Genomic DNA, 20650 nt, shown 5'->3' with positions numbered 1-20650 from the left:
TCATGGCCCCCACGGTCTTCTATCTCACGCCGCTGCCGGCCGTGGGAGAGCTCGCCGTGCTCGACGGCAAAGAAGGTCATCACGCCGCGACCGTGCGGCGGATCCGAGTCGGCGAGCGGCTGCTGCTCAGTGACGGTGCCGGCGGTCTGGCCGACACGGTCGTCGTCGGTGCCGAGAAGAACCGACTCGAACTGACGGTGCAGTCGCGCACGGACATGCCGCGAGCCACGCCCACGGTGACGCTGGTTCAGGCGTTGCCGAAGGCGGACCGCTCCGAACTGGCGATCGAGCTGGCCACCGAGGCCGGGATCGACGCCGTGGTGCCGTGGCAGTCGGCGCGATGCGTCGCTCGCTGGGAAGGGCCCAAGGCGACCAAGGGGGTCGCGCGCTGGCGCAGTACCGCCGCCGAGGCGGCCAAGCAATCGCGTCGCGCATACATCCCCGAGGTCTCCGAGTTGCACGATTCACGCTCGGTGTACGCCTTCGTGAACCGGATCGTGGCGGGCGGCGGCATCGTCGCCGTCCTGCACGAAGCGGCCACCTCGGCATTCCGCGACCTGCCGTTCGATTCGGTGCCCGAGGTCGCGATCGTCGTCGGACCCGAGGGTGGCCTCGACGACAGAGAGATCGCGGCTCTGACCGAGGCAGGCGCGACCCCGGTGGTGCTGGGGCCGACGGTGCTGCGAACCTCGACGGCCGGAGCTGTTGCGTTGGGAGCTCTCGGCGTTCTGACGACACGGTGGGCGCAACTTCCGCCCGATTTCCCGAACGCATGAGCGTTCGCATCAAGATCGCGTACGGCGAGCATCCGGAACAGTTCGGTCACCTCTATCTGCCGTCCGCGCCGGTCACGCCCGCGACACCGGTGGTCGTGATCGTGCACGGTGGATTCTGGAGTGGGCAGTACGCGTCGAATCTGGGCACCCAGTTCGCCCGAGCTGTCGCCGGAGCCGGTGCGGTGGCCTGGAACATCGAGTACAGACGCGTCGGTGCGGGCGGGCACTGGCCGGAGATGCAAGCCGACGTGCGCGCCGCACTCGACGCCGTGGTCGGGGTGGTACAGCACCACGCCCCGGTCGGTGTCGACGATGTCCGCGTCATCGGGCACTCGGCGGGCGGCCACCTGGCAGTGTGGCTCGGCGGCGAAACCGACACGACGGTCCGGCCGTCGCGCATCGTCTCGCAGGCGGGTGTCCTCGATCTGGAGCCGCGCGGTGCGTCGGGACGTACCAATCCGGCGGTCGAGGCCCTGCTGCAGGCCCGCTACGACGACGAGCCCCAGCTGTACCGGTCGGCCTCACCTCTGGCCCGACTACCCATCGGCATCCCGACGATCTGTCTGCACGGATCCGATGACCTTCAGGTCCCGGCTTCGCAGAGCTCGAGGTACGTCGAGGCCGCACGAGCCGCGGGCGACGACGCGGAGCCGGCGATCGTGCCGGGCGAGGACCACTTCGCCTTCCTGAACCCGGATTCGCGGTGCTGGGCGCTCTCGCTCGAGGCCGTCCTGGGCGAGCGCCGTGGGTAATAGGAATGCGCATCGATCCTGCGGCGTTAAACTTGGTCCGAGCGCGACCTGACGGACGCGTTCGAAACATCAGCGTCACCGGTCGAAACAAGAGAGCAGGCCATAGCCACCACGTGAGTGAACACAGCGAATTTCCCGCCGAGCGCGACGTTCGGTCCACCTTGGAGCTCGCCCCCGAAGCAGTGATGCCGCTGCTGGGACAGTCCGACGAGAACCTCCGGGCGCTCGAGCAGATGCTGACGGCCGACATCCACGTACGAGGAAACGCCGTGACGCTCACCGGGAAGGTGCCCGATGTGGCGTTGGCCGAGCGGGTGATCACCGAATTGGCGGCATTGGCCAAACGTGCTCAGCCACTGACTCCCGACGCAGTGCGCCGGTCGATCGCCATGCTCACCGAGGGGGTGTCGGATTCTCCCGCCGAGGTGCTGAGCCTGGACATTCTGTCGCGTCGAGGCAAGACCATTCGGCCCAAGACGTTGAACCAGAAGCGCTACGTCGACGCGATCGATGCCAACACGATCGTGTTCGGAATCGGTCCTGCCGGAACGGGCAAGACCTACCTGGCCATGGCCAAGGCAGTGCAGGCATTGCAGACCAAGCAGGTCAGCCGCATCATCCTGACGCGGCCTGCGGTGGAGGCAGGTGAGCGTCTGGGCTTTCTGCCCGGAACCTTGCACGAGAAGATCGACCCGTATCTGCGTCCACTGCACGACGCCTTGCACGACATGATGGACGACGAGGCCATCCCCAAGCTGATGCAGGCCGGAGTCATCGAGGTCGCGCCGCTCGCCTACATGCGTGGCCGTACGCTCAACGACGCGTTCATCATTCTCGACGAGGCGCAGAACACCACGGCCGAACAGATGAAGATGTTCCTCACGCGTCTCGGTTTCGGATCGAAGATCGTCGTCACCGGAGACGTGACGCAGGTCGACCTACCCGGCGGTGCCCGGTCGGGCCTTCGTGCGGCGTCGGAGATTCTCACCGACGTGGACGACATCCACTTCGCGCAACTGACCAGTAGTGACGTGGTGCGTCACCGGCTCGTCTCGGAAATCGTCGACGCCTACGAGCGCTTCGAGTCCGCATCGGAAGGCGTCATCGCGAACCGCGCGCAACGCCGTGCCGGTGGGCCGCGTTCGGCGAGAAGATGATTCAGGCGTACGGAAACGGCAATGCAGGCAACGAGAGCGTGGGTAGTGGCTAGATGAGTATCGAAGTGTCCAACGAGTCGGGGATGGACATCTCCGAGCCCGAACTGGTCTCGGTCGCACGGTTCGCGATCGCAGGCATGGACGTGCACCCCGCTGCGGAACTGTCCATGGTGCTGGTGGATTCGGCAACCATGGCAGATCTGCACATGCGCTGGATGGATCTGCCCGGCCCCACCGACGTGATGTCGTTTCCGATGGACGAGCTCGAACCGGGCGGTCGGCCCGATGCTCCCGAGCCCGGACCGGCGATGCTCGGAGACATCGTGCTGTGCCCGTCCTTCGCGGCGGATCAGGCCGCGGCAGCAGGACATTCGCTCGAACACGAGCTCGCGCTGCTCACCGTGCACGGCGTGCTGCACCTGCTCGGCTACGACCACGCCGAGCCGGACGAAGAGAAGGAAATGTTCGAGCTGCAGAACCGTCTGCTGGCCGAATGGTACGAAGACGCCAGGCGGGCGGAGCAGGCAGCCGAACAGGCCGTTCGAGACGCTCGGCTGCTCGGCAAGGCCGGCTTCGTCGACGGTCTCGACCGATGATGTGCGTGTTCGGACCAGCGGGAGTGCGGGGTCCTAGCGCGTGAGCAGTGCTGCCGCACTCATCGTCTTCGCCGTTCTGCTGGTTCCTCTCGGCGGCTTGTTCGCCGCCGTCGATTCGGCCCTGAACACCGTCTCGCGGGCGCGAATCGAAGACATGGTCAAGGACGAGCGACCGGGTGCCACCGGCCTCGTCGTCGTGGTTGCCGACCGCCCGCGGTACGTCAATCTCATGGTGCTGCTTCGTATTCTGTGCGAAATCGGCGGCACGGTGCTGCTCGCAGGCGGCCTGACCCAATTGATCGACTCGACCACCGCGCTCGTGATCACCGCTGTGGCAATGGTTTTGGTCAGTTACGTCGTGATCGGCGTCGGTCCGAGAACGCTGGGTAGGCAGAACGCGTACTCGATCGCGCTCGCCGCAGCGTTGCCGTTGCGCGCCCTCGGCTGGCTCCTCGGGCCGATCAGCAGGCTGCTCATCCTCATCGGTAACGCGATCACCCCGGGCAAGGGATTTCGCAACGGCCCGTTCGCATCCGAGATCGAGCTACGTGAGCTCGTCGACATGGCTCGCGAGCGCGGAGTCGTGGCCGACGACGAACGCCGAATGATTCAATCGGTGTTCGAGCTGGGCGATACCTCGGCCCGCGAGGTCATGGTGCCGCGGCCCGAGATGGTGTGGATCGAATCCGACAAGTCGGCGGGGCAGGCGACGTCGCTGGCCGTGCGCAGTGGGCACTCTCGCATCCCGGTGATCGGCGAGAACGTGGACGATATCGTCGGCGTGGTGTACCTCAAAGACCTTGTGCAGCAGACGTATTACTCCACCGACGGTGGGCGAGGCGTACAGGTCTCCGAACTGATGCGTCCGGCGGTGTTCGTGCCGGACTCCAAGCCGCTCGACAGTCTTCTCGCCGAGATGCAGCGAGACCGAAACCATATGGCGTTGTTGGTCGACGAGTACGGCGGCATCGCGGGCCTGGTGACCATCGAGGACGTCATCGAGGAGATCGTCGGCGAAATCGCCGACGAATACGACTCGGACGAGGTAGCACCCATCGAGCAACTCGAAGACGGACGGTTCCGGGTGTCCTCGCGGGTACCGCTCGAGGATCTGGGCGAAATCTTCGGTATCGACATCGAATCCGAGGAGGTCGATACCGTCGGCGGACTCCTCGGCTACGAGCTCGGCCGAGTGCCGCTGCCCGGTTCCGAAGTGACCACTCACGGATTGTTGCTGCGCGGCGAGGGCGGAGCCGACCCCAAGGGCCGCGTCCGCATCACCACCGTGCTGGTCGAAAAGCTCGAACCCGACGAAGAATCCACCGAGGACGACGACTCGTCGGACGTCACTCACCAACACTGAAATCTGGAGGTGCTCGATGTCCGAGCAACACACCGAAGAGTTCCGATCCGGATTCGTCTGTTTCGTAGGCCGGCCCAACACCGGCAAGTCGACCCTGACCAATGCACTGGTGGGGTCGAAGATCGCCATCACGTCCTCGCGGCCCCAGACCACGCGCCACACGATCCGCGGCATCGTGCACCGCGACCACGCGCAACTGATCCTTGTCGACACCCCGGGGCTGCACCGACCGAGAACGCTTCTGGGCCAACGCCTCAACGACCTGGTGCAGGACACCTACTCCGAGGTCGACGTCATCGGACTGTGCATCCCCGCCGACGAGAAGATCGGACCGGGCGACCGATGGATCCTCGAACAAGTGCGGCACATCGCGCCGAAGACCACCCTGATCGGCATCGTGACCAAGATCGACAAGGTCAAGAAGGAACGCGTCGTACAGCAGTTGATGTCGTTGTCGAAGTTGCTGGGCGAGAATTCGCACGTGATCCCGGTATCGGCCGAATCCGGTGAGCAGATCGAGAAGCTCGTCGACCTCCTGGCCTCCGAATTGCCGCCGGGTCCCGCCTTCTATCCCGACGGGGAACTGACGGACGAGCCGGAGGAAATCCTCATGGCCGAGCTGATCCGCGAGGCAGCGCTCGAAGGTGTCCGCGACGAGCTCCCGCACTCGCTGGCAGTGGTCATCGAGGAGGTCGTGCCGCGCGAGGGCCACGACAACATGCTCGATGTGCACGCGATCCTGTACGTCGAACGGTCCAGCCAGAAGGCCATCATCATCGGCAAGGGCGGTTCGCGACTCAAAGAGGTCGGCACCGCGTCGCGACTGCAGATCGAGAAATTGCTCGGTACCCGCATCTACCTGGATCTGCACGTCAAGATCGCCAAGGACTGGCAGACCGACCCCAAGCAGATGGGCAAGCTCGGCTTCTGACGTGCCCTGACGAGCAGGCTACGAGGTGTCGCTCACCCGGTTCCACCACGGCTCGGGGCGTCGGCGATGCCACTGCAGTACGTTCTCGAGTTGAGCGGCCACCGAGACCAGCAGAGGCTCTGTGGATTCGTGGCCCATCAGCTGCAGACCGATCGGTAGACCGGCTTTCGTCAGTCCCGCGGGGACGTTGACGCTGGGCCAACCGAGGACGTTCCACGGCCACGTGTACGGGCAGTGTTCGGTGATCACACGGTCGGTGTCGGCGTTGGAGATGCCGTCGATGGCGTCGACTCGCGGAGGCGGCGTGGCCGTCGTCGGGGCGAGCACGATGTCGTAGTCGTCGAAGAACTGGCCGATGCGGCGGGCTATCCGTGGCTCCGCCGCGCGGGCTGCCCGCAGCGGTGCGCCGGCGAGGGCGCGTCCGCTCCGGGCGTTGGCTCGGGTGCGGGGGTCGGCCAGAGACGGGTCGGGCAGGCGGTCGAGCCAGGCCGCGACTCCGGCCAACGACCGCGGTAAGAAGTTGAGCCCCAACAACATTCCGTACGCAGGATCGTCGACGACCACACGGTGACCGAGCAACCGCAGCACGGCAGCCATCTCGTACGCCGCAGCCGTGATCTCGGGATCCAGTGCCGCGGGTGTCGGAATGAACGGCTTGCGCAGACTCAACGCGATGCGCAGCGAACCGGGGTCGCGGCCGACGGCGTCAGAGACGGTCAGCGGAGTCGGCCGGTGCAGATCGCCGTCGTGCCCACCGGAGACCACGTCGAGAAGCAGGGCTGCGTCGGCCACCGTTCGGGCGAGCGGACCGATGACGGTGATGCCGTTGAACGCCTCGGCATCGGGCCAGGTGGAAATTCGGCCGCGCTGCGGCTTGATGCCGACGAGGTTGGTCCACGACGCCGGGATGCGCACCGAGCCGGCACCGTCGGAACCCAGAGCGGCGGAAACCAATTCGGCTGCGACCGCGGCAGAACTGCCACCGGAGGAACCGCCCGGAGTCCGGTCTCGGTGCCACGGATTCCTCGTGTGGCCGAACGATCCGCCCGTGAACGGCCATTGCCCGAGTTCGGGACTGTTGGTCTTTCCCACGATGATCGCCCCTGCAGCACGCAGTCGGCGGACCACCTCGGAGTCCTCGGTGGCCAGCGGAAACCGGCCTGCGCAGCCGAATGCGGTCGGTTCGCCGACGATGTCGACGTCGTCCTTGACTGCGATCGGAACGCCGAGCAGGGGAGCGGACGAGCCCGCAGCAATCAGCCGATCGGCCTCGGCGGCTTCGGTGAGGGCGGCATCGCGTCGCACGATCCGGAACGCGTTGAGGGTGGGTTGACTGCGTTCTATGCGATCCAGTGCAGCGGTGACCACCTCGACCGAGGTGACGCGTCTCGACGCGAGTTCGGCAGCCTGAGCAACGAGTGTCGACCGATGGAAATCCACGTGTGCACAGTATCGACTCACCGTCAGCGCGGGAACGATCTTCGTCGACGCCCACGTGGGACACTGGAGAGCGTGAGGCCATACCGTGACAACGCAGTCGTCCTGCGCCAGCACAAGCTGGGTGAGGCCGATCGCATCGTCACGTTGCTGACCAGGGAGAACGGCATCGTCCGTGCGGTGGCCAAGGGGGTGCGCCGCACCAAGTCCAAGTTCGGCGCACGGCTGGAGCCGTTTGCGCACATCGACGTCCTGCTCTATCCCGGACGCAACCTCGACATCGTCACTCAGGTGCACACGGTGGACGCGTTCGGCGGGGACATCGTTGCCGATTACGGCCGGTACACCACCGGCTGCGCAGTCCTCGAAACCGCCGAGCGTCTGGCCGGCGAAGAACACGCCCCCGCGCAGCGCCTGCATCAGCTGACCGTCGGCGCGCTGCGTGCCCTTGCGCAGCACATGCGGCCGCCCGAGTTGGTACTCGACGCGTATCTGCTGCGTGCGATGGGTTTCGCCGGATGGGCTCCCGCACTGACGGACTGCGCTCGATGCGCTGCGGTGGGGCCGCATCGTGCGTTCCACGTCGCCGCGGGTGGCGCTGTGTGCGTGCATTGCCGACCGCCGGGATCTGCGACGCCATCGACCGGTGTTCTGGATTTGATGGTGGCCCTCGAACGAGGGGAGTGGGACTACACCGTCACCACCTCCGATGCGGTCCGAAAGCAGGCCAGTGGCCTGGTGGCGGCTCATCTGCAGTGGCACCTCGAACGCCAGCTCCGCACACTTCCGCTCATCGAGCGCTCGCATCCACACCAGGTGCCGCTGGCCCAACCTGACTCCGTGTTCGCCGACACCGTCGGGCAGGATGGGGACCGTGATTCGACGACGCGAGCCGCAACACCGGCCTGACGAACGGCCGGCGGTTCGCCCGCCGGACCCGCACCCCTCGGGTGCGCGGCCGCCGATCTTGCAGCCGGAGCTGATTCCTCGTCACGTCGCTCTGGTCATGGACGGTAACGGCCGGTGGGCTCAGGATCGTGGATTGCCGCGAACCGCAGGGCACGAGCAGGGCGAAGCAGTACTGATGGATGCCGTCTGTGGCTGCATCGAAATCGGTGTGCAGTGGTTGTCTGCGTACGCTTTCTCGACGGAGAACTGGAAGCGCAGTCCCGACGAGGTCAAGTTCTTGATGGGTTTCAATCGCGACGTGATCCGGCGTCGACGAGACGAGATGAACGAGATGGGTGTGCGGGTGCGCTGGGCAGGTCGGCGACCGCGACTGTGGGGCAGCGTCATCAAAGAACTCGAAGTGGCCGAGGAGCTGACGAAGCACAACACGGTGATGACGCTGACCATGTGTGTCAATTACGGCGGGCGAGCCGAAATTGCCGACGCCACAAGGGAAATCGCGCGTCAGGTTGCCGCCGGAAAGATCAACCCGGAAAAGATCACCGAGGCGACCGTCGCGAAGTACCTCGACGAGGCGGACATGCCCGACGTCGACCTGTTCCTGCGTCCCTCGGGGGAGCAGAGAACCTCCAATTTCCTGCTGTGGCAGTCGGCCTACGCGGAGTTCGTGTTCCAGAAGAAACTGTTCCCCGATTTCGATCGTCGAGATCTGTGGGAGGCCTGCATCGAATTCGCGTCGCGGGACCGACGATTCGGTGGAGTGAAATATGAGTGACGATGTATCTGGCCTCACCTTGCAGACGCGGGCTCAGTTGGCGTTGGCGCAGTTCGCCACTGTCACTGTGGGGGAGGAAGGCTCTCTGGGGTTCGACTATGCAGGTGCGCTGTGCTCGCTACGCGCGGTGCAGCTCTCGCCGGAGCTCGAGGTGCTTTCGCTCACCGCGGTGCTGGCGTGGGATCGACCGCTCAAGCCCGCACTACACAAGAAGGTAGCCGACCGCAATGCCGATTCGCAGTTCGGCGCGATTTCGGTCAACACCCACGACAAGCTGGCAGATGTGTTGTTGCGCTACACCTTTCCGGCCAACGGGTTGGACGACGAAGCGATGTTGACGATGTTGATTCTGGTGCTCGCCGGGGTCGAGAAGGCCCGCGAGGGTTTGCTGCCCTGAACGGTCGTCTAAGGTAAGCCTTTACTTACTCACGTGAAGGCGGTTGCAATGGCGGTTCGAGTATCCAGAATGCTGACGGCAGTGGTGGCGGTGATGGCCATCGGCGCGTCCGCAACTGCCTGCTCCACAGCAGAACCCGACGACAGCGCGGCCCAGTCTGCGGACGGTGTTTTCCCGGTGGTCATCGACCACATCTACGGCAGCACGACCGTTCCGGAGAAGCCCACCCGCATAGTCACGCTCGGGGTGTCCGACGCCGATGCCGTCATCGCGCTCGGAACCGTCCCGGTCGGAAACACCGGATACACCTTCTACGAGACCGGACTCGGTCCGTGGACCGACGAGTTGGTGGGCGACGCACCACTGACGCTGCTGGGCTCGGAGTCCGAACCGAACTTCGAGCTGATCGCTTCTCTGCAACCGGATCTGATCACCGGGCTGAACGCCGGCTTCGACGAGGCCACCTACGCGCAACTCAGTGACATCGCCCCGACCGTCGCTCGACCGGCCGGATCGGCGGCATACGCCGTCGATCGCGAGGTGGCAACCGACACCATCGCCCGCGCGATGGGCGAATCCGATCGTGGCAAGAAGCTGAACGCCCAGACCACGGCTGCACTCGAACAGGTTCGAGCCGCACATCCGGAGTTCGCGGGTAAGACTGCCGCCGTGGTACTTCCGTACGACGGTCAGTTCGGCGCATATCTGCCGGGGGACGCGCGGGGGACGTTCGTCACGTCATTGGGCTTCGGGATTCCGGACCCGATCCTGGCCGAGGACAACGGAACCAACTTCTTCGTTCCGGTCTCGGCTGAGAACATCTCGAAGCTCGACGCCGATGTGGTGCTCTATCTCGGCACCGGCGACGACAACGACGTCGTGGCGGAGAATCCAATCTTCGGAACACTGACAGCCGCCCGCAACGACGCCATCGTTCCGTTGTCCACCGATCAGCGTGGGGCGATCACGTACAACTCGGTGCTGTCCATTCCGTTCGCCATCGATTCGGTGGTGCCTCGCCTGGCGGGTGCGGTGGGGTGAGAGCTGGTCAGTGATCGGCCGTGCTGCACTGACTGCAGGTGCCGAATATCTCGATCGTGTGGCTCACGTCGCTGAAGCCGTTGGACTCGGCGACACTCTGCGACCACTTCTCGACGGTGGGACCCTCGACCTCGACGGTGAATCCGCATGCTCGGCACACCAGGTGGTGATGATGGCCCGAGGAGCAACGCCGGTAGACCGACTCGCCGTTGTCGGTACGCAGGACGTCGACCGTTCCTGCGTCGGCGAGAGTCTGCAGTGTGCGGTACACGGTGGTCAGGCCGATACCCTCGCCGCGCTTGCGCAGCTCGTCGTGCAGATCCTGCGCGGACTTGAACTCCTCGATGGTGTCGAGCAGGTCCGAGATCGCACTTCGTTGTTTGGTGGCGCGCACTCCGACCACGACGGGTCGTCTCGGAGTGGCGGTATCGGTCGTCTTCTCGGTCACAGGTTTCGGCCTTCCTCGGCGTGAGCCACGGCGTCGACGACGATGTGGGAGAGATGGTCGTCGACCAGTCGGTACAGGACCTCGCGGCCGTTACGTTCTCCGCGGACCACACCGGCCGCCTTGAGAACCCGCAGATGCTGGCTGATCAACGGCTGTGTCACACCGAGGGCGACGACGAGTTCGTGAACGCAGCGCTCGGATTCTCGGAGCTGCAGGACGATCGCAATCCGAACCGGTGCGGCCAGTGCACGCAGGATGTCGCCGGCCGCGGCCAAGGTCTCCTTCGGCGGAAGTAACGCCGGGGGAGTGGCGGCGAACGGGTCGTCGTGCACCGGGCGTTCCGGATCCTGCAGATGCGCCGCCCTCTCCATGGACGAGTCGGTTCTGTGGGTGTGCACCGTGGACATGGCTGCGGCTCCTTCGGTCACCGGTCGGTTGTCGAATTCTCCCTGCACGGTCGACGTCATGAACTCAGGCTAGTGCAGTCATCGTTATTGCAAATCATATTCATTGTGATATGCACAGGTGCGCATGTCAATTTCGGTGCCCGACCGCTGTTCGGAATCGACGACCGAGCCAGATAGTCTGATCAGGGCGAAAACCGCCCACGTCACCTCGTACACGATGTAACCGAAGATGGAGAGCTCCGCCAGTGGCACCCAAGTCCAAGGTCGAAACCGTCGCCAACCTCGCCAAGCGCAGAGGTCTCGTCTACCCGTGCGGCGAAATCTACGGCGGTACGAAGTCGGCCTGGGACTACGGTCCGCTCGGCGTCGAGCTCAAGGAGAACATCAAGAAGCAGTGGTGGCGCAACATGGTCACCAGCCGCGACGACACCGTCGGGCTCGACTCGTCGGTGATTCTGCCGCGCCAGGTGTGGGAGGCCTCCGGCCACGTCGAGACGTTCTCCGATCCGCTCGTCGAGTCGCTGCACACCCACAAGCGCTACCGTGCCGATCACCTCATCGAGGCCTACGAGGAGAAGCACGGCCACCCGCCCGAGAACGGACTCGCCGATATCCGCGACCCGGAGACCGGTGAGCCCGGTTCGTGGACCGAGCCGCGCGCATTCTCCGGCCTGCTCAAGACCTTCCTCGGCCCGGTCGACAACGAAGAGGGGCTGCATTACCTTCGCCCCGAGACCGCCCAGGGCATCTTCGTCAACTTCGCCAACGTGCTGACGACCTCACGCAAGAAGCCGCCGTTCGGCATCGGCCAGATCGGCAAGAGCTTCCGCAACGAGATCACACCGGGAAACTTCATCTTCCGCACTCGCGAGTTCGAGCAAATGGAGATGGAGTTCTTCGTCAAGCCCGGCGAGGACGACGAGTGGCATCAGTACTGGATCGACTACCGCATGAAGTGGTACACCGATCTCGGCATCGATCCGGAGAACCTGCGGCTGTACGAGCACGCCAAGGAAAAGCTGTCGCACTACTCCAAGCGCACCGTCGACATCGAGTACCGCTTCGGCTTCCAGGGCAGCGCCTGGGGTGAGCTCGAGGGCGTCGCAAACCGCACCGATTACGACCTGACGGTGCACTCGAAGGCGTCGGGCCAGGACCTGAGCTACTACGAGCAGGCCACCGACACCCGGTACACCCCGTACGTCATCGAGCCGGCCGCCGGCTTGACTCGGTCGCTGATGGCGTTCCTCGTCGACGCGTACACAGAGGACGAGGCCCCCAACGCCAAGGGCGGCGTCGACAAGCGTGTCGTGCTCAAGCTCGATCGTCGTCTTGCCCCGGTGAAGGTCGCGGTGCTCCCGCTCTCGCGTAACGCCGACCTGACGCCGAAGGCGAAAGATCTTGCGCAGCAACTGCGTCAGTACTGGAACGTGGAATTCGACGATGCCGGAGCCATCGGCCGTCGCTACCGTCGCCAGGACGAGATCGGTACCCCGTTCTGCATCACCGTCGACTTCGACACCCTCGACGACCACGCCGTCACCATTCGTGAGCGCGACACGATGGCACAGGAGCGCGTGGCTCTCGATCAGGTCGAGGGCTATATCGCCGCCCGTCTGATCGGCGCGTAGGGCTGTAGGCAATACACAGGGCCCGATCTCTCGGTGGCGGATTCTAGGGGTCCTCGCAACACCTGATGGTCAGATGCCTGTCAGTAGATCACGTAAACGCTCGGCTGGAGTTTTCCAGCCGAGCGTTTTGCGTGGACGGGAGTTGAGGCGGTGGGCAACGTTCGGCCGCGCTGACATTCCCGTCCTCACGGTCCAACGCCTCGAAAAACCGCACCTTCAACCCAGCACATGCCACGATCCCCGCAACTCCCTCAAATCGAGGGTGTTGCGGGGATCGTTAGAACCCGCCGGTGAGAGATCGGGCCCTGTCGCATGTCTGGGTCGAATCAGAAGCGGCCGCCGCCGCCACCGAAGCCGCCGCCTCCGCCTCCACCGCCGCCGAAGCCCCCGCCGCCGAATCCACCACCGAATCCGCCTCCGCCTCCGCGCAGCACGCTGTTGATCAGGATTCCGCCGAGCACGGCGCCTGCTACGTTGCCGCCGCTACTGCCGCCGCGTGGGCCGTGCCGATTTTCCCAGTTCTGCACATCGGACTGGGCGATCTGCGACGCGCGCGAAGCCAATTGGCTGGCGGCATGCGCGTGCTTGAGAGCCTCGTCGGGATTGTCCGGCTCGAGCTGACGAGCTGCACCGAGATGCCGTTCGGCTTCGGACAAACGCGTTCGAGCATCGGCACCCACGCCGCCGCGGCGCGTCGAGATGTAGTCCGCAGCAGCAGTGATCTGCGCCTGAGCAGCCGCGATATCGCGTTCCAGACGCGCACGCAGCTGATCCTCGGCGGCCTTCTCGGCCGATGCTTCGTCGACGATCTTCTCGAGTTCGGAATCTGCTGCGGCAAGGGCGGTGTAACTACCGAGCGGATCGCTCGACTGTGCCGCCTCGGCCTTCTTCAATGCCGTCTGTGCCGCAGTCATCGCCGCCTGCAGTTCGGTGCCGCCGTGTTCGGCCAGTCCGCGAGCCTGCTCGATGTCCCGGCGGACGTCCGCGATGGCGTCGGGCAGGGTGGCTATTGCGTGCCGTATGTCGTCGCGGGCGTGGTCGACTCCGTCGAGCAGTGACTTCGCCTGATCGACGGCTCGTTCCGCGGTCCGAATCGCTGTGACGGCCGGGCCCTGCTTACCGGGCGGCAGTGCTGCGGCCTTGCGGCCGGCTTCGATGTTCTCCTCGGCCAGCGCAACTCGATCCTTGGCCATCGTGACGTTGTCGGCAATCGATTTCAATGCGGTCTCGGAGAATTCCGAATGCAGTTGAGCGAGTACGGCTTCGGACTGCGGAATGCGCACCGTCAAGCCGATGATGGCTTGGGTGAGCTCGTCGAGATGCGAACCGGCGTTCATGACGAGGTCGCGGAATCCGTCGAATTCCTCGACCCGAGAGTCGAGTTCGCGATCTGCCTGGCCGCACGAGGAGATGATTTCGACGAGCATCGCCCGTCGCTGATCGGGGGTTTCAGGAATGGCGTCGTCGAGCCGCTGACGGATCTCGAAGGCAGAGGCCAGAGCTTTCTTTGCGTTGTCGTACGCCGTGATGAAGGGAGCGGCTGCCGAATCGCCGAATTCGCCTCGGGCCAAGGTCAATTCCTCCTCGCTGGCTCGCACGGCGTTGTCGGTCTCGATCAGAATTTCCTTGGCGCGGGTGTCGAGAACGTCGATCGGGAATTGGGCCAATGCTGCCGGGTCGCTCGGGTCGATCTTCGCCACCGCTTCCACCTCGGCGGCCACTCGAGCCTTCTTGCGCCGTGAGGAGTAGACAACAGCTCCGCCGCCTGCGACGGCCAACACCCCGACACCGATCAGCAGCGGTGCCGACGACCCACCTCCACCGCTCGACGCATAGGCCTCGCCGAGAGCGCCGGCCGCCGCTATGGCCGCTCCCGACCAATCCTCTTCGCCCAGCGCAGGTTCGACGTCGTTGACACGAATGTCGTCCTGCTCCGCCGTGGTGATCTGTGAGAGCCCGGTGTTGACGCCGAGGTAGTACGACCGATCGACGGTCGCCACTGCGAGCAGGACGTCTCGCTGACCGAGATCGCTCCGTTCGTACGTCTGCCGTGCCCAGTCGGCCGCCGACATGTTGTCGAAATCCGCAACGTAGGTGACCCACAGCCTGAGCTGACTGCCGCCGTACAGGTCGTCGATGGACGTCTGTACCTCGGCCAGCGAGTCCGGATCGAGTGCCTGCACGTTGTCGGTGATCTGGGTGGCGAGGCGCGAGGGTGCCTCGGCGGAGGCGACGCCGGGGGCGAGGAGAACCGCAGCGAACAAGGTCAGAGCACCTGTTGCGGCGAGGCGACGGAATCGATGGACCGACCTACGGACTGTGGCGCTGGAATGCCGCCGGTGCTGGACTGCCATGCGCTGAAATCTACCGGCTCCAGGGTGTCCGAAACGAGCAGGTCGATCCATGACAGTTGTCATCGTGCAATCGTGACGCTCGGTCGAGGTGGTCGGGCTCGGATCGCAGCAGAGTAGCTGTCATGACCACAACGAAGGCAGTCGAACTGCGAGGCGTCACGAAGACATACGGATCGGTCCGTGCGGTGGACGGGATCGACCTGTCCATCGAGCCGGGCGAGGTAGTCGCTTTTCTCGGACCGAACGGTGCCGGCAAGACCACGACCATCGACATGATGCTCGGCCTGGCCACACCCACCACCGGGACGGTATCGGTGTTCGGCGGAACTCCGGCCGACGCCATCGCCCAGGGGCGCATCTCGGCGGTGATGCAGACCGGCGGACTTCTTCGCGACCTGACCGTCCGCGAAACCGTCGAACTGACCGCGGCCCTGTTCGCCCGAACTCGGTCGGTGAAGGAAGTGCTGACTCGGGCCGGCATCGCCGACATCGGCGACAGGCGAGTGGCCAAGTGCTCCGGCGGCCAGCAACAGCGACTGCGATTCGCACTTGCACTGTTGCCCGACCCGGATCTGCTGGTGCTGGACGAGCCGACCACCGGCATGGACGTCGAGGGTCGTCGTGACTTCTGGAACGCCATTCGCCAGGACGCGAGTACCGGCCGAACAGTGCTGTTCGCAACGCACTACCTCGACGAGGCCGATGCCTACGCCGACCGAATCGTGTTGGTGCGGCACGGCAAGATCGTCGCCGACGGCAGCGCCGCCGAGGTCAAGAACCTCGCGGCGGGACGCACGGTCACCGCCACTCTGCCCGGTGTCGACCGGTCAATGTTGCTCGCTCTTCCCGGAGTCGACCGGGTCGAGACGCGCGGCGACCGGGTGATCGTGCACGGACGCGACTCCGACTGCGTTGCCCGCTACCTGCTCAACGACGCGCACGCGACCGATCTCGAAATTGTCTCGCGGAACCTCGAGGACGCGTTCCTCGCCCTGACCACCGATGCCGACACCGAACTCGCCGGGAGTATCCGATGACCACGACCTCGCCCCGCCCCACCGCTGCCAGAGCCGTTGCTTACGGCGGATTTTCGCCCACGTTCCTCGGACTCGAAATCCGTCGCCTGTTCCGGAACAAGCGCACGTTGGTCTTCACGTTGGTCATGCCGCCGGTGTTCTTCGTCATCTTCGGTACGCAGTCGGACTACCGGACCAACTACCCTTTCGCGCACGGCAATGTCACGGGCTACATCGCCATCAGCATGGCCGTCTACGGAGCGATGCTGGCCACCACGAGTGGGGGAGCGATGGTCTCCGTCGAACGCGCTCAGGGCTGGAGCAGGCAGTTGCGACTGACTCCGCTCAAACCTGTCGCTTACATCGTCACCAAGATGCTCGTCGCCATGACAATGGGTGCTGCAGCGATCGTCGTGGTGTTCGTCGTCGCGGCATTCTTCGGAGCCGACATGCCGATCTGGGTGTGGCTCGCGTGCGGAGTGATCGCGTGGCTCGGATCTGCGGTGTTCGCCGCATTCGGGTTGTTCATGGGGTACCTGCTGCCCTCGGAGAACGTCATGCAGATCCTCGGACCGGTACTGGCCTTCCTCGCTCTGGCCGGCGGATTGTTCGTCCCGCTCGGTGACAGCGGCTGGTTCCCGATGCTGGCGAAGTTCACCCCGCTGTACGGTCTGGCGACTGTGGCCCGGGCTCCGTTCACCTCGGCCGACGCAGGCATCCTCGCCGTCGCAGTGGTCAACCTGGTGGTGTGGGCGGTGGTGTTCATCGCAGGAGCGGCGCTGCTGTTCCGGAAAGACACCAAGCGTGCCTGACGCGGAAACCACCGATCGTGTCGCCCACGGAGATACCGTGGGCGACATGACCACGTTCACCGCCGACCTCCCCGAGGGCAGGGTCTGGCGGTACGGCTGGATGTTCGGAGCCATCTGGCTGATCTACCTGATCTATCCGTTGAACGAGATTCTGTCGTTGGAGTCTGTGGCGGCACGGGTCCTCGGTATCGCCGCGATCGTCGGGTTCGGAGTCGTGTTCACGGCCACCTTCTGGCGCTTTCGCAACGGTCACCGCCGCGGACACCCGCTGCCGGTACGGCAGGCCTGGATCGCGCTCGCGGCAATGCTGGCCCTGACCGCGGCGATGAGCGCGCTGATCGGAACCACCGGATTCGGTGCAACGATCTACATCGCGGTGCTGGCGATGATGACGCTGCCGGTTCGGCAGGCATGGACGTTGGTCGCGGTGATGGTGGTGGCCATCGAAGTGGCACCGCGGGTCATCCCGTCCTGGGAGCCCGACAACTTTTTCGCGTTTCAGTTGCTGATCAGCTCGGCCGCCGCGTGGGGTATCACCCAGGTCTTCCAGCGCAACCACGAATTGGCCGTGGCGCGGCAGCAATTGGCGGATCTGGCCATCGTCGCCGAACGTGAGCGGATGAGCCGAGACGTGCACGACATTCTCGGGCATTCCCTGACCGTCATCACTGTCAAGAGTGAACTGGCCGGCAGATTGCTCGAGATCGATGCTGCCCGAGCAGCTGTCGAGATCGCCGAGGTGGAAACCCTTGCAAGGCAAGCACTGGCCGACGTTCGCAGCACCGTCGGCGGCATGCGGCAAATCGACATCGGCACCGAACTGGCAAGCGCACGAACAGCTTTGCTGGCTGCAGCCATCGACGTCGAGCTGCCCGCGGATGCCGACGTCGTTCCACTGCGACACCGCGAACTGTTCGGCTGGGTCCTGCGCGAAGCGGTGACCAACGTGGTGCGACACTCCCACGCACGCCGCTGCCGAGTGATGCTGACGCCGTCGAGCATTTCCATCGTCGACGACGGATGCGGGCCGGCCGAGGAAAACTGTGGAGGAAACGGGCTCCGCGGGTTGGGTGAACGCGTGAGCGCTGCCGGTGGTTCACTGACGGTCGCCCGGGTTCCGACCGGCGGATTCAAGGTGGAGGTCTCGGCACCATGAGTATCAGACTGTTGCTGGCCGACGACCAAGCGCTGGTGCGTGGTGCTCTCGCGGCATTGTTGGGGCTCGAACACGACCTCGACATCGTCGCCGAGGTGGGACGAGGCGACGAAGTGGTGGCGGCGGTTCTCGAACACCGACCCGACGTCGTGCTGCTCGACGTGGAAATGCCGGGCAAGAACGGCATCGACGTCACCGCCGAGCTGGCTCAGGTGGTACCGGAGTCGAGAGTGCTGATCGTCACGACGTTCGGCCGGCCCGGATATCTACGCCGTGCGATCGATGCCGGAGCCTCCGGATTCGTCGTCAAGGACACTCCAGCCAAACAGTTGGCCGACGCCGTACGACGGGTCCACATGGGACTGCGCGTCGTCGATCCCGCCCTCGCCACCGAGACGCTCACCGAGGGCGTCTCCCCGCTGACCGCCCGTGAGCAGGAAGTTCTTCGCGCAGCGTCGAAGGGTGGAACGGCCGGTGCCATCGCGGCGCAGGTGCACCTGTCGGAAGGGACAGTGCGCAACCATCTCTCTTCGGCGATCGGAAAAACTGGCACCAGCACCCGGGCCGAAGCGGTCCGAGTCGCCGAGGACCGCGGGTGGCTCTGACCTTCCGAGGCGCGCCGTGACCGCCGAAGATGCGCGGGCCTGGCAAACTCGAGGGGTGAATCCAACTCTCGACCGAGATTCGTACGGCGACCCGTACGACGACCGGTATGCCCCGGACCCCGGTCCCGAGCGGCTGGGCTTCTTCGGAACGCTCGGACGCTGGACGGGTCGGTTGGTCGCGGGAGTGATACTGATGGCCCTCGTCCTGGTGGCGGGCACCGCGGTGCGCGTGTGGCAGGTGGCTCGGATCGACGACCATACTGCGGCGGACGCCATCGTCGTACTCGGTGCGGCGCAGTACAGCGGTACGCCCTCGACGGTGTTCGAGGCACGCTTGGCGCAGGCCGCGTCGTTGTACGAGCAGGGCATCGCTCCCGAGATCGTCACCGTCGGCGGCAAGCAAGAAGGTGACCTGTTCACCGAGGCGGCGTCGGGTCGCAATTACCTGATAGATCAGGGCGTGCCTGCCGACGCGATCGTGGCCGTCGAAACCGGATCGGACACCCTCGAAAGCATCGAAGCCGTCAGTGCCACGCTACGAGATCAGGGCAAGACATCGGTGGTGCTGGTCAGCGATCCGTGGCACTCGCTGCGCACCCGAACCATGGCGCGCGACGCCGATCTCGATGCGTGGACGTCGCCCACCCGCACCGGGCCTGCCGTCTACACCCGCGAGTCGCAGGCGCACGGAATAGCCAGGGAGACAGGCGCTCTGCTGTGGTACCAGTTGACGCACTTCACCGCTGATTTCTCCTACACGGCAGGCCAGTAGATGACCGGCACATACTCCGAGCACGACGTCGAACGATTCGTTCCCGAACCGCCCAAGACCGCTGGGCTTCGATCCGGGGCGGACAACGCCTCGCATCGGAGTGCGTTCGCGCGAGATCGTGCGCGGGTCTTGCACTGTGCTGCCCTGCGTCGTCTTGCGGACAAGACCCAGGTGACCGGGCCCCGCGACGGCGACACCCCGCGCACCCGGTTGACGCATTCGCTCGAGGTCGCGCAGATCGGGCGCAGCATCGCGGAGGGGCTCGGCAGCGACCCCGATCTGGTCGATCTGGCGGGCTTGGCACACGACATCGGTCATCCTCCCTACGGACACAACGGCGAGCGGGCCCTCGACGAGGTGGCCCAGGATTGCGGCGGATTCGAGGGCAACGCGCAGAACCTGCGCATCCTGACCGGCCTCGAGCCCAAGATCCTCGACTCCGACGGCAACAGCGCGGGACTCAACCTCACCCGCGCCGCCCTCGACGCCGCGATGAAGTATCCGTGGACCAGGCCCGCGCCGGGCGCGAAATTCGGTGCCTACGACGACGACTCGGCCATTCTCGGCTGGGTACGCGACGGTGCACCGGACAAGCACAAGTGCCTCGAAGCGCAGACCATGGATTGGTCCGACGACGTCGCCTACTCGGTACACGACGTCGAGGACGGCGTCATCGACGCCAGAATCGACCTGCGCGCACTGTCCGATCCGATCGAGCAGCGGGCACTGGCCGAACTCGGTGTGTCGGAGTTCCGCGGACTCGACGTCGACGAGTTGATCGAGGCGGCGAGCCGGTTGTCCAAGATGGACGTCGTCGTCGCGGTCGGCAGATACGACGGCACTCTCACCGCATCCGTGGCGCTCAAGCACATGACCAGCGAGCTGGTCGGGCGATTCGCCACGGCTGCCATCGACGGAACCCGCCAGAAGTACGGCACGGCAGCGTTGACGAGGTACGATGCCGACCTCGTGGTGCCGTCGATCGTCGCGTCCGAAGTGGCTCTGCTCAAGACCATGGCACTGCGGTACGTCATGTCCGACGCTGGGCACAAGATTCGGCAGGAACGTCAACGTGACCGGATCCATCGTGTCGCCGAGTGGTTGATGCGCTCGGCGCCGGGCGAACTCGATCCCATCCTGGTGCCCGCGTGGCAACGCGCGAACAGCGACGCCGAACGGACTCGCGTCGTCGTGGATCAGATCGCGTCGTACACCGAGAGTCGACTCGAACTGGTGGACAAGCGGTCGCTCGGGGCTCAGGCCAGCTGGGGTTGATCGACGGGTGTCGGGCGTCTTGTTCGACGCTAGACTCCAG

The 20650-nt window shown here is 65.1% G+C and carries 21 protein-coding genes; 17 read left to right on the top strand and 4 right to left on the bottom strand.

What is annotated here, in order from left to right; translation table 11 throughout:
- Positions 1 to 2: 2 nt before the first annotated feature.
- The 6 genes from J1M81_RS13730 to era all read left to right on the top strand — a co-directional run bounded on the left by J1M81_RS13730 (position 3) and on the right by era (position 5575).
- Complete coding sequence (locus J1M81_RS13730) at positions 3 to 776, top strand: 16S rRNA (uracil(1498)-N(3))-methyltransferase (protein WP_032374425.1); 774 nt, start codon at positions 3 to 5, stop codon at positions 774 to 776.
- Positions 773 to 1528, top strand: coding sequence for a S9 family peptidase (locus J1M81_RS13725; protein WP_032374424.1), 756 nt, complete (start codon positions 773 to 775; stop codon positions 1526 to 1528). Before J1M81_RS13730 ends, J1M81_RS13725 begins: the two co-directional genes overlap by 4 nt.
- A gap of 113 nt (positions 1529 to 1641) precedes the next feature.
- Positions 1642 to 2685 (top strand): PhoH family protein, encoded by a 1044-nt coding sequence (locus tag J1M81_RS13720; RefSeq protein WP_027497498.1) that lies wholly within the window; start codon positions 1642 to 1644, stop codon positions 2683 to 2685.
- 53 nt (positions 2686 to 2738) lie between these two features.
- Positions 2739 to 3281, top strand: a complete 543-nt coding sequence (ybeY, locus tag J1M81_RS13715; RefSeq protein ID WP_032368173.1) for an rRNA maturation RNase YbeY — start codon at positions 2739 to 2741, stop codon at positions 3279 to 3281.
- A gap of 40 nt (positions 3282 to 3321) precedes the next feature.
- A complete protein-coding gene (locus J1M81_RS13710) occupies positions 3322 to 4644 on the top strand; it encodes a hemolysin family protein (RefSeq protein WP_027497496.1) in 1323 nt (440 codons plus the stop codon).
- 16 nt (positions 4645 to 4660) lie between these two features.
- Positions 4661 to 5575: a GTPase Era gene (gene era / locus J1M81_RS13705; protein WP_027497495.1), complete on the top strand. Its 915-nt coding sequence runs from the start codon at positions 4661 to 4663 to the stop codon at positions 5573 to 5575.
- Between the two features lie 18 nt (positions 5576 to 5593).
- Here the strand turns inward: era and J1M81_RS13700 are convergent, their stop codons facing one another.
- A complete protein-coding gene (locus J1M81_RS13700; protein ID WP_032368172.1) occupies positions 5594 to 7015 on the bottom strand; it encodes an amidase in 1422 nt (473 codons plus the stop codon).
- A 72-nt stretch (positions 7016 to 7087) separates the two neighbouring features.
- Here J1M81_RS13700 and recO point away from each other — a divergent pair, with 72 nt between their 5' ends.
- The 4 genes from recO to J1M81_RS13680 are packed head-to-tail and all read left to right on the top strand — an operon-like array spanning position 7088 to position 10134.
- A complete protein-coding gene (recO, locus tag J1M81_RS13695; RefSeq protein ID WP_032374422.1) occupies positions 7088 to 7921 on the top strand; it encodes a DNA repair protein RecO in 834 nt (277 codons plus the stop codon).
- Positions 7887 to 8696 (top strand): isoprenyl transferase, encoded by an 810-nt coding sequence (locus J1M81_RS13690; protein ID WP_027497493.1) that lies wholly within the window; start codon positions 7887 to 7889, stop codon positions 8694 to 8696. The genes recO and J1M81_RS13690 overlap by 35 nt, the downstream gene beginning before the upstream one ends.
- Positions 8689 to 9093: a hypothetical protein gene (locus J1M81_RS13685; RefSeq protein ID WP_027497492.1), complete on the top strand. Its 405-nt coding sequence runs from the start codon at positions 8689 to 8691 to the stop codon at positions 9091 to 9093. Before J1M81_RS13690 ends, J1M81_RS13685 begins: the two co-directional genes overlap by 8 nt.
- Positions 9094 to 9141: 48 nt before the next feature.
- On the top strand, positions 9142 to 10134 hold the full coding sequence (locus tag J1M81_RS13680) for an iron-siderophore ABC transporter substrate-binding protein (RefSeq protein WP_032374559.1): 993 nt from the start codon (positions 9142 to 9144) through the stop codon (positions 10132 to 10134).
- 7 nt (positions 10135 to 10141) lie between these two features.
- On the opposite strand, the gene J1M81_RS13675 is transcribed toward J1M81_RS13680, so the two are convergent.
- Together J1M81_RS13675 and J1M81_RS13670 are read right to left on the bottom strand one after the other, a co-directional pair.
- Positions 10142 to 10582, bottom strand: a complete 441-nt coding sequence (locus J1M81_RS13675) for a Fur family transcriptional regulator (protein WP_032368170.1) — start codon at positions 10580 to 10582, stop codon at positions 10142 to 10144.
- Entirely contained in the window at positions 10579 to 10953 is a 375-nt protein-coding gene (locus tag J1M81_RS13670; protein ID WP_080733342.1) for a metalloregulator ArsR/SmtB family transcription factor, read from the bottom strand. Before J1M81_RS13670 ends, J1M81_RS13675 begins: the two co-directional genes overlap by 4 nt.
- Positions 10954 to 11234: 281 nt before the next feature.
- Between J1M81_RS13670 and J1M81_RS13665 the strand changes: the two genes are divergently transcribed.
- Positions 11235 to 12620: a glycine--tRNA ligase gene (locus J1M81_RS13665; RefSeq protein WP_032368169.1), complete on the top strand. Its 1386-nt coding sequence runs from the start codon at positions 11235 to 11237 to the stop codon at positions 12618 to 12620.
- 326 nt (positions 12621 to 12946) lie between these two features.
- Here J1M81_RS13665 and J1M81_RS13660 read toward each other — a convergent pair whose 3' ends face one another.
- The gene (locus tag J1M81_RS13660; RefSeq protein ID WP_032374421.1) at positions 12947 to 14974 is read right to left on the bottom strand and encodes a YgcG family protein; all 2028 of its coding nucleotides are present in this window, start codon (positions 14972 to 14974) and stop codon (positions 12947 to 12949) included.
- 122 nt (positions 14975 to 15096) lie between these two features.
- Here J1M81_RS13660 and J1M81_RS13655 point away from each other — a divergent pair, with 122 nt between their 5' ends.
- The 6 genes from J1M81_RS13655 to J1M81_RS13630 are packed head-to-tail and all read left to right on the top strand — an operon-like array spanning position 15097 to position 20610.
- Positions 15097 to 16011, top strand: coding sequence for an ABC transporter ATP-binding protein (locus J1M81_RS13655; RefSeq protein ID WP_032374420.1), 915 nt, complete (start codon positions 15097 to 15099; stop codon positions 16009 to 16011).
- Positions 16008 to 16802, top strand: a complete 795-nt coding sequence (locus tag J1M81_RS13650; protein WP_027497485.1) for an ABC transporter permease — start codon at positions 16008 to 16010, stop codon at positions 16800 to 16802. The genes J1M81_RS13655 and J1M81_RS13650 overlap by 4 nt, the downstream gene beginning before the upstream one ends.
- A gap of 46 nt (positions 16803 to 16848) precedes the next feature.
- A complete protein-coding gene (locus tag J1M81_RS13645; RefSeq protein WP_032374557.1) occupies positions 16849 to 17958 on the top strand; it encodes a sensor histidine kinase in 1110 nt (369 codons plus the stop codon).
- Positions 17955 to 18563: a response regulator transcription factor gene (locus tag J1M81_RS13640; protein ID WP_027497483.1), complete on the top strand. Its 609-nt coding sequence runs from the start codon at positions 17955 to 17957 to the stop codon at positions 18561 to 18563. Before J1M81_RS13645 ends, J1M81_RS13640 begins: the two co-directional genes overlap by 4 nt.
- Positions 18564 to 18618: 55 nt before the next feature.
- Complete coding sequence (locus J1M81_RS13635; RefSeq protein WP_027497482.1) at positions 18619 to 19335, top strand: YdcF family protein; 717 nt, start codon at positions 18619 to 18621, stop codon at positions 19333 to 19335.
- Positions 19336 to 20610, top strand: coding sequence for a deoxyguanosinetriphosphate triphosphohydrolase (locus J1M81_RS13630; RefSeq protein WP_027497481.1), 1275 nt, complete (start codon positions 19336 to 19338; stop codon positions 20608 to 20610). It abuts the gene before it with no gap.
- The last annotated feature ends 40 nt before the right edge of the window (positions 20611 to 20650 follow it).

Origin of the sequence: Rhodococcus sp. KRD175, assembly GCF_017168275.1 — a bacterium.
In the GTDB taxonomy this organism is placed as follows: Bacteria; Actinomycetota; Actinomycetes; order Mycobacteriales; family Mycobacteriaceae; genus Rhodococcoides; species Rhodococcoides fascians.
This window is presented reverse-complemented; position numbering and strand designations above follow the sequence as displayed.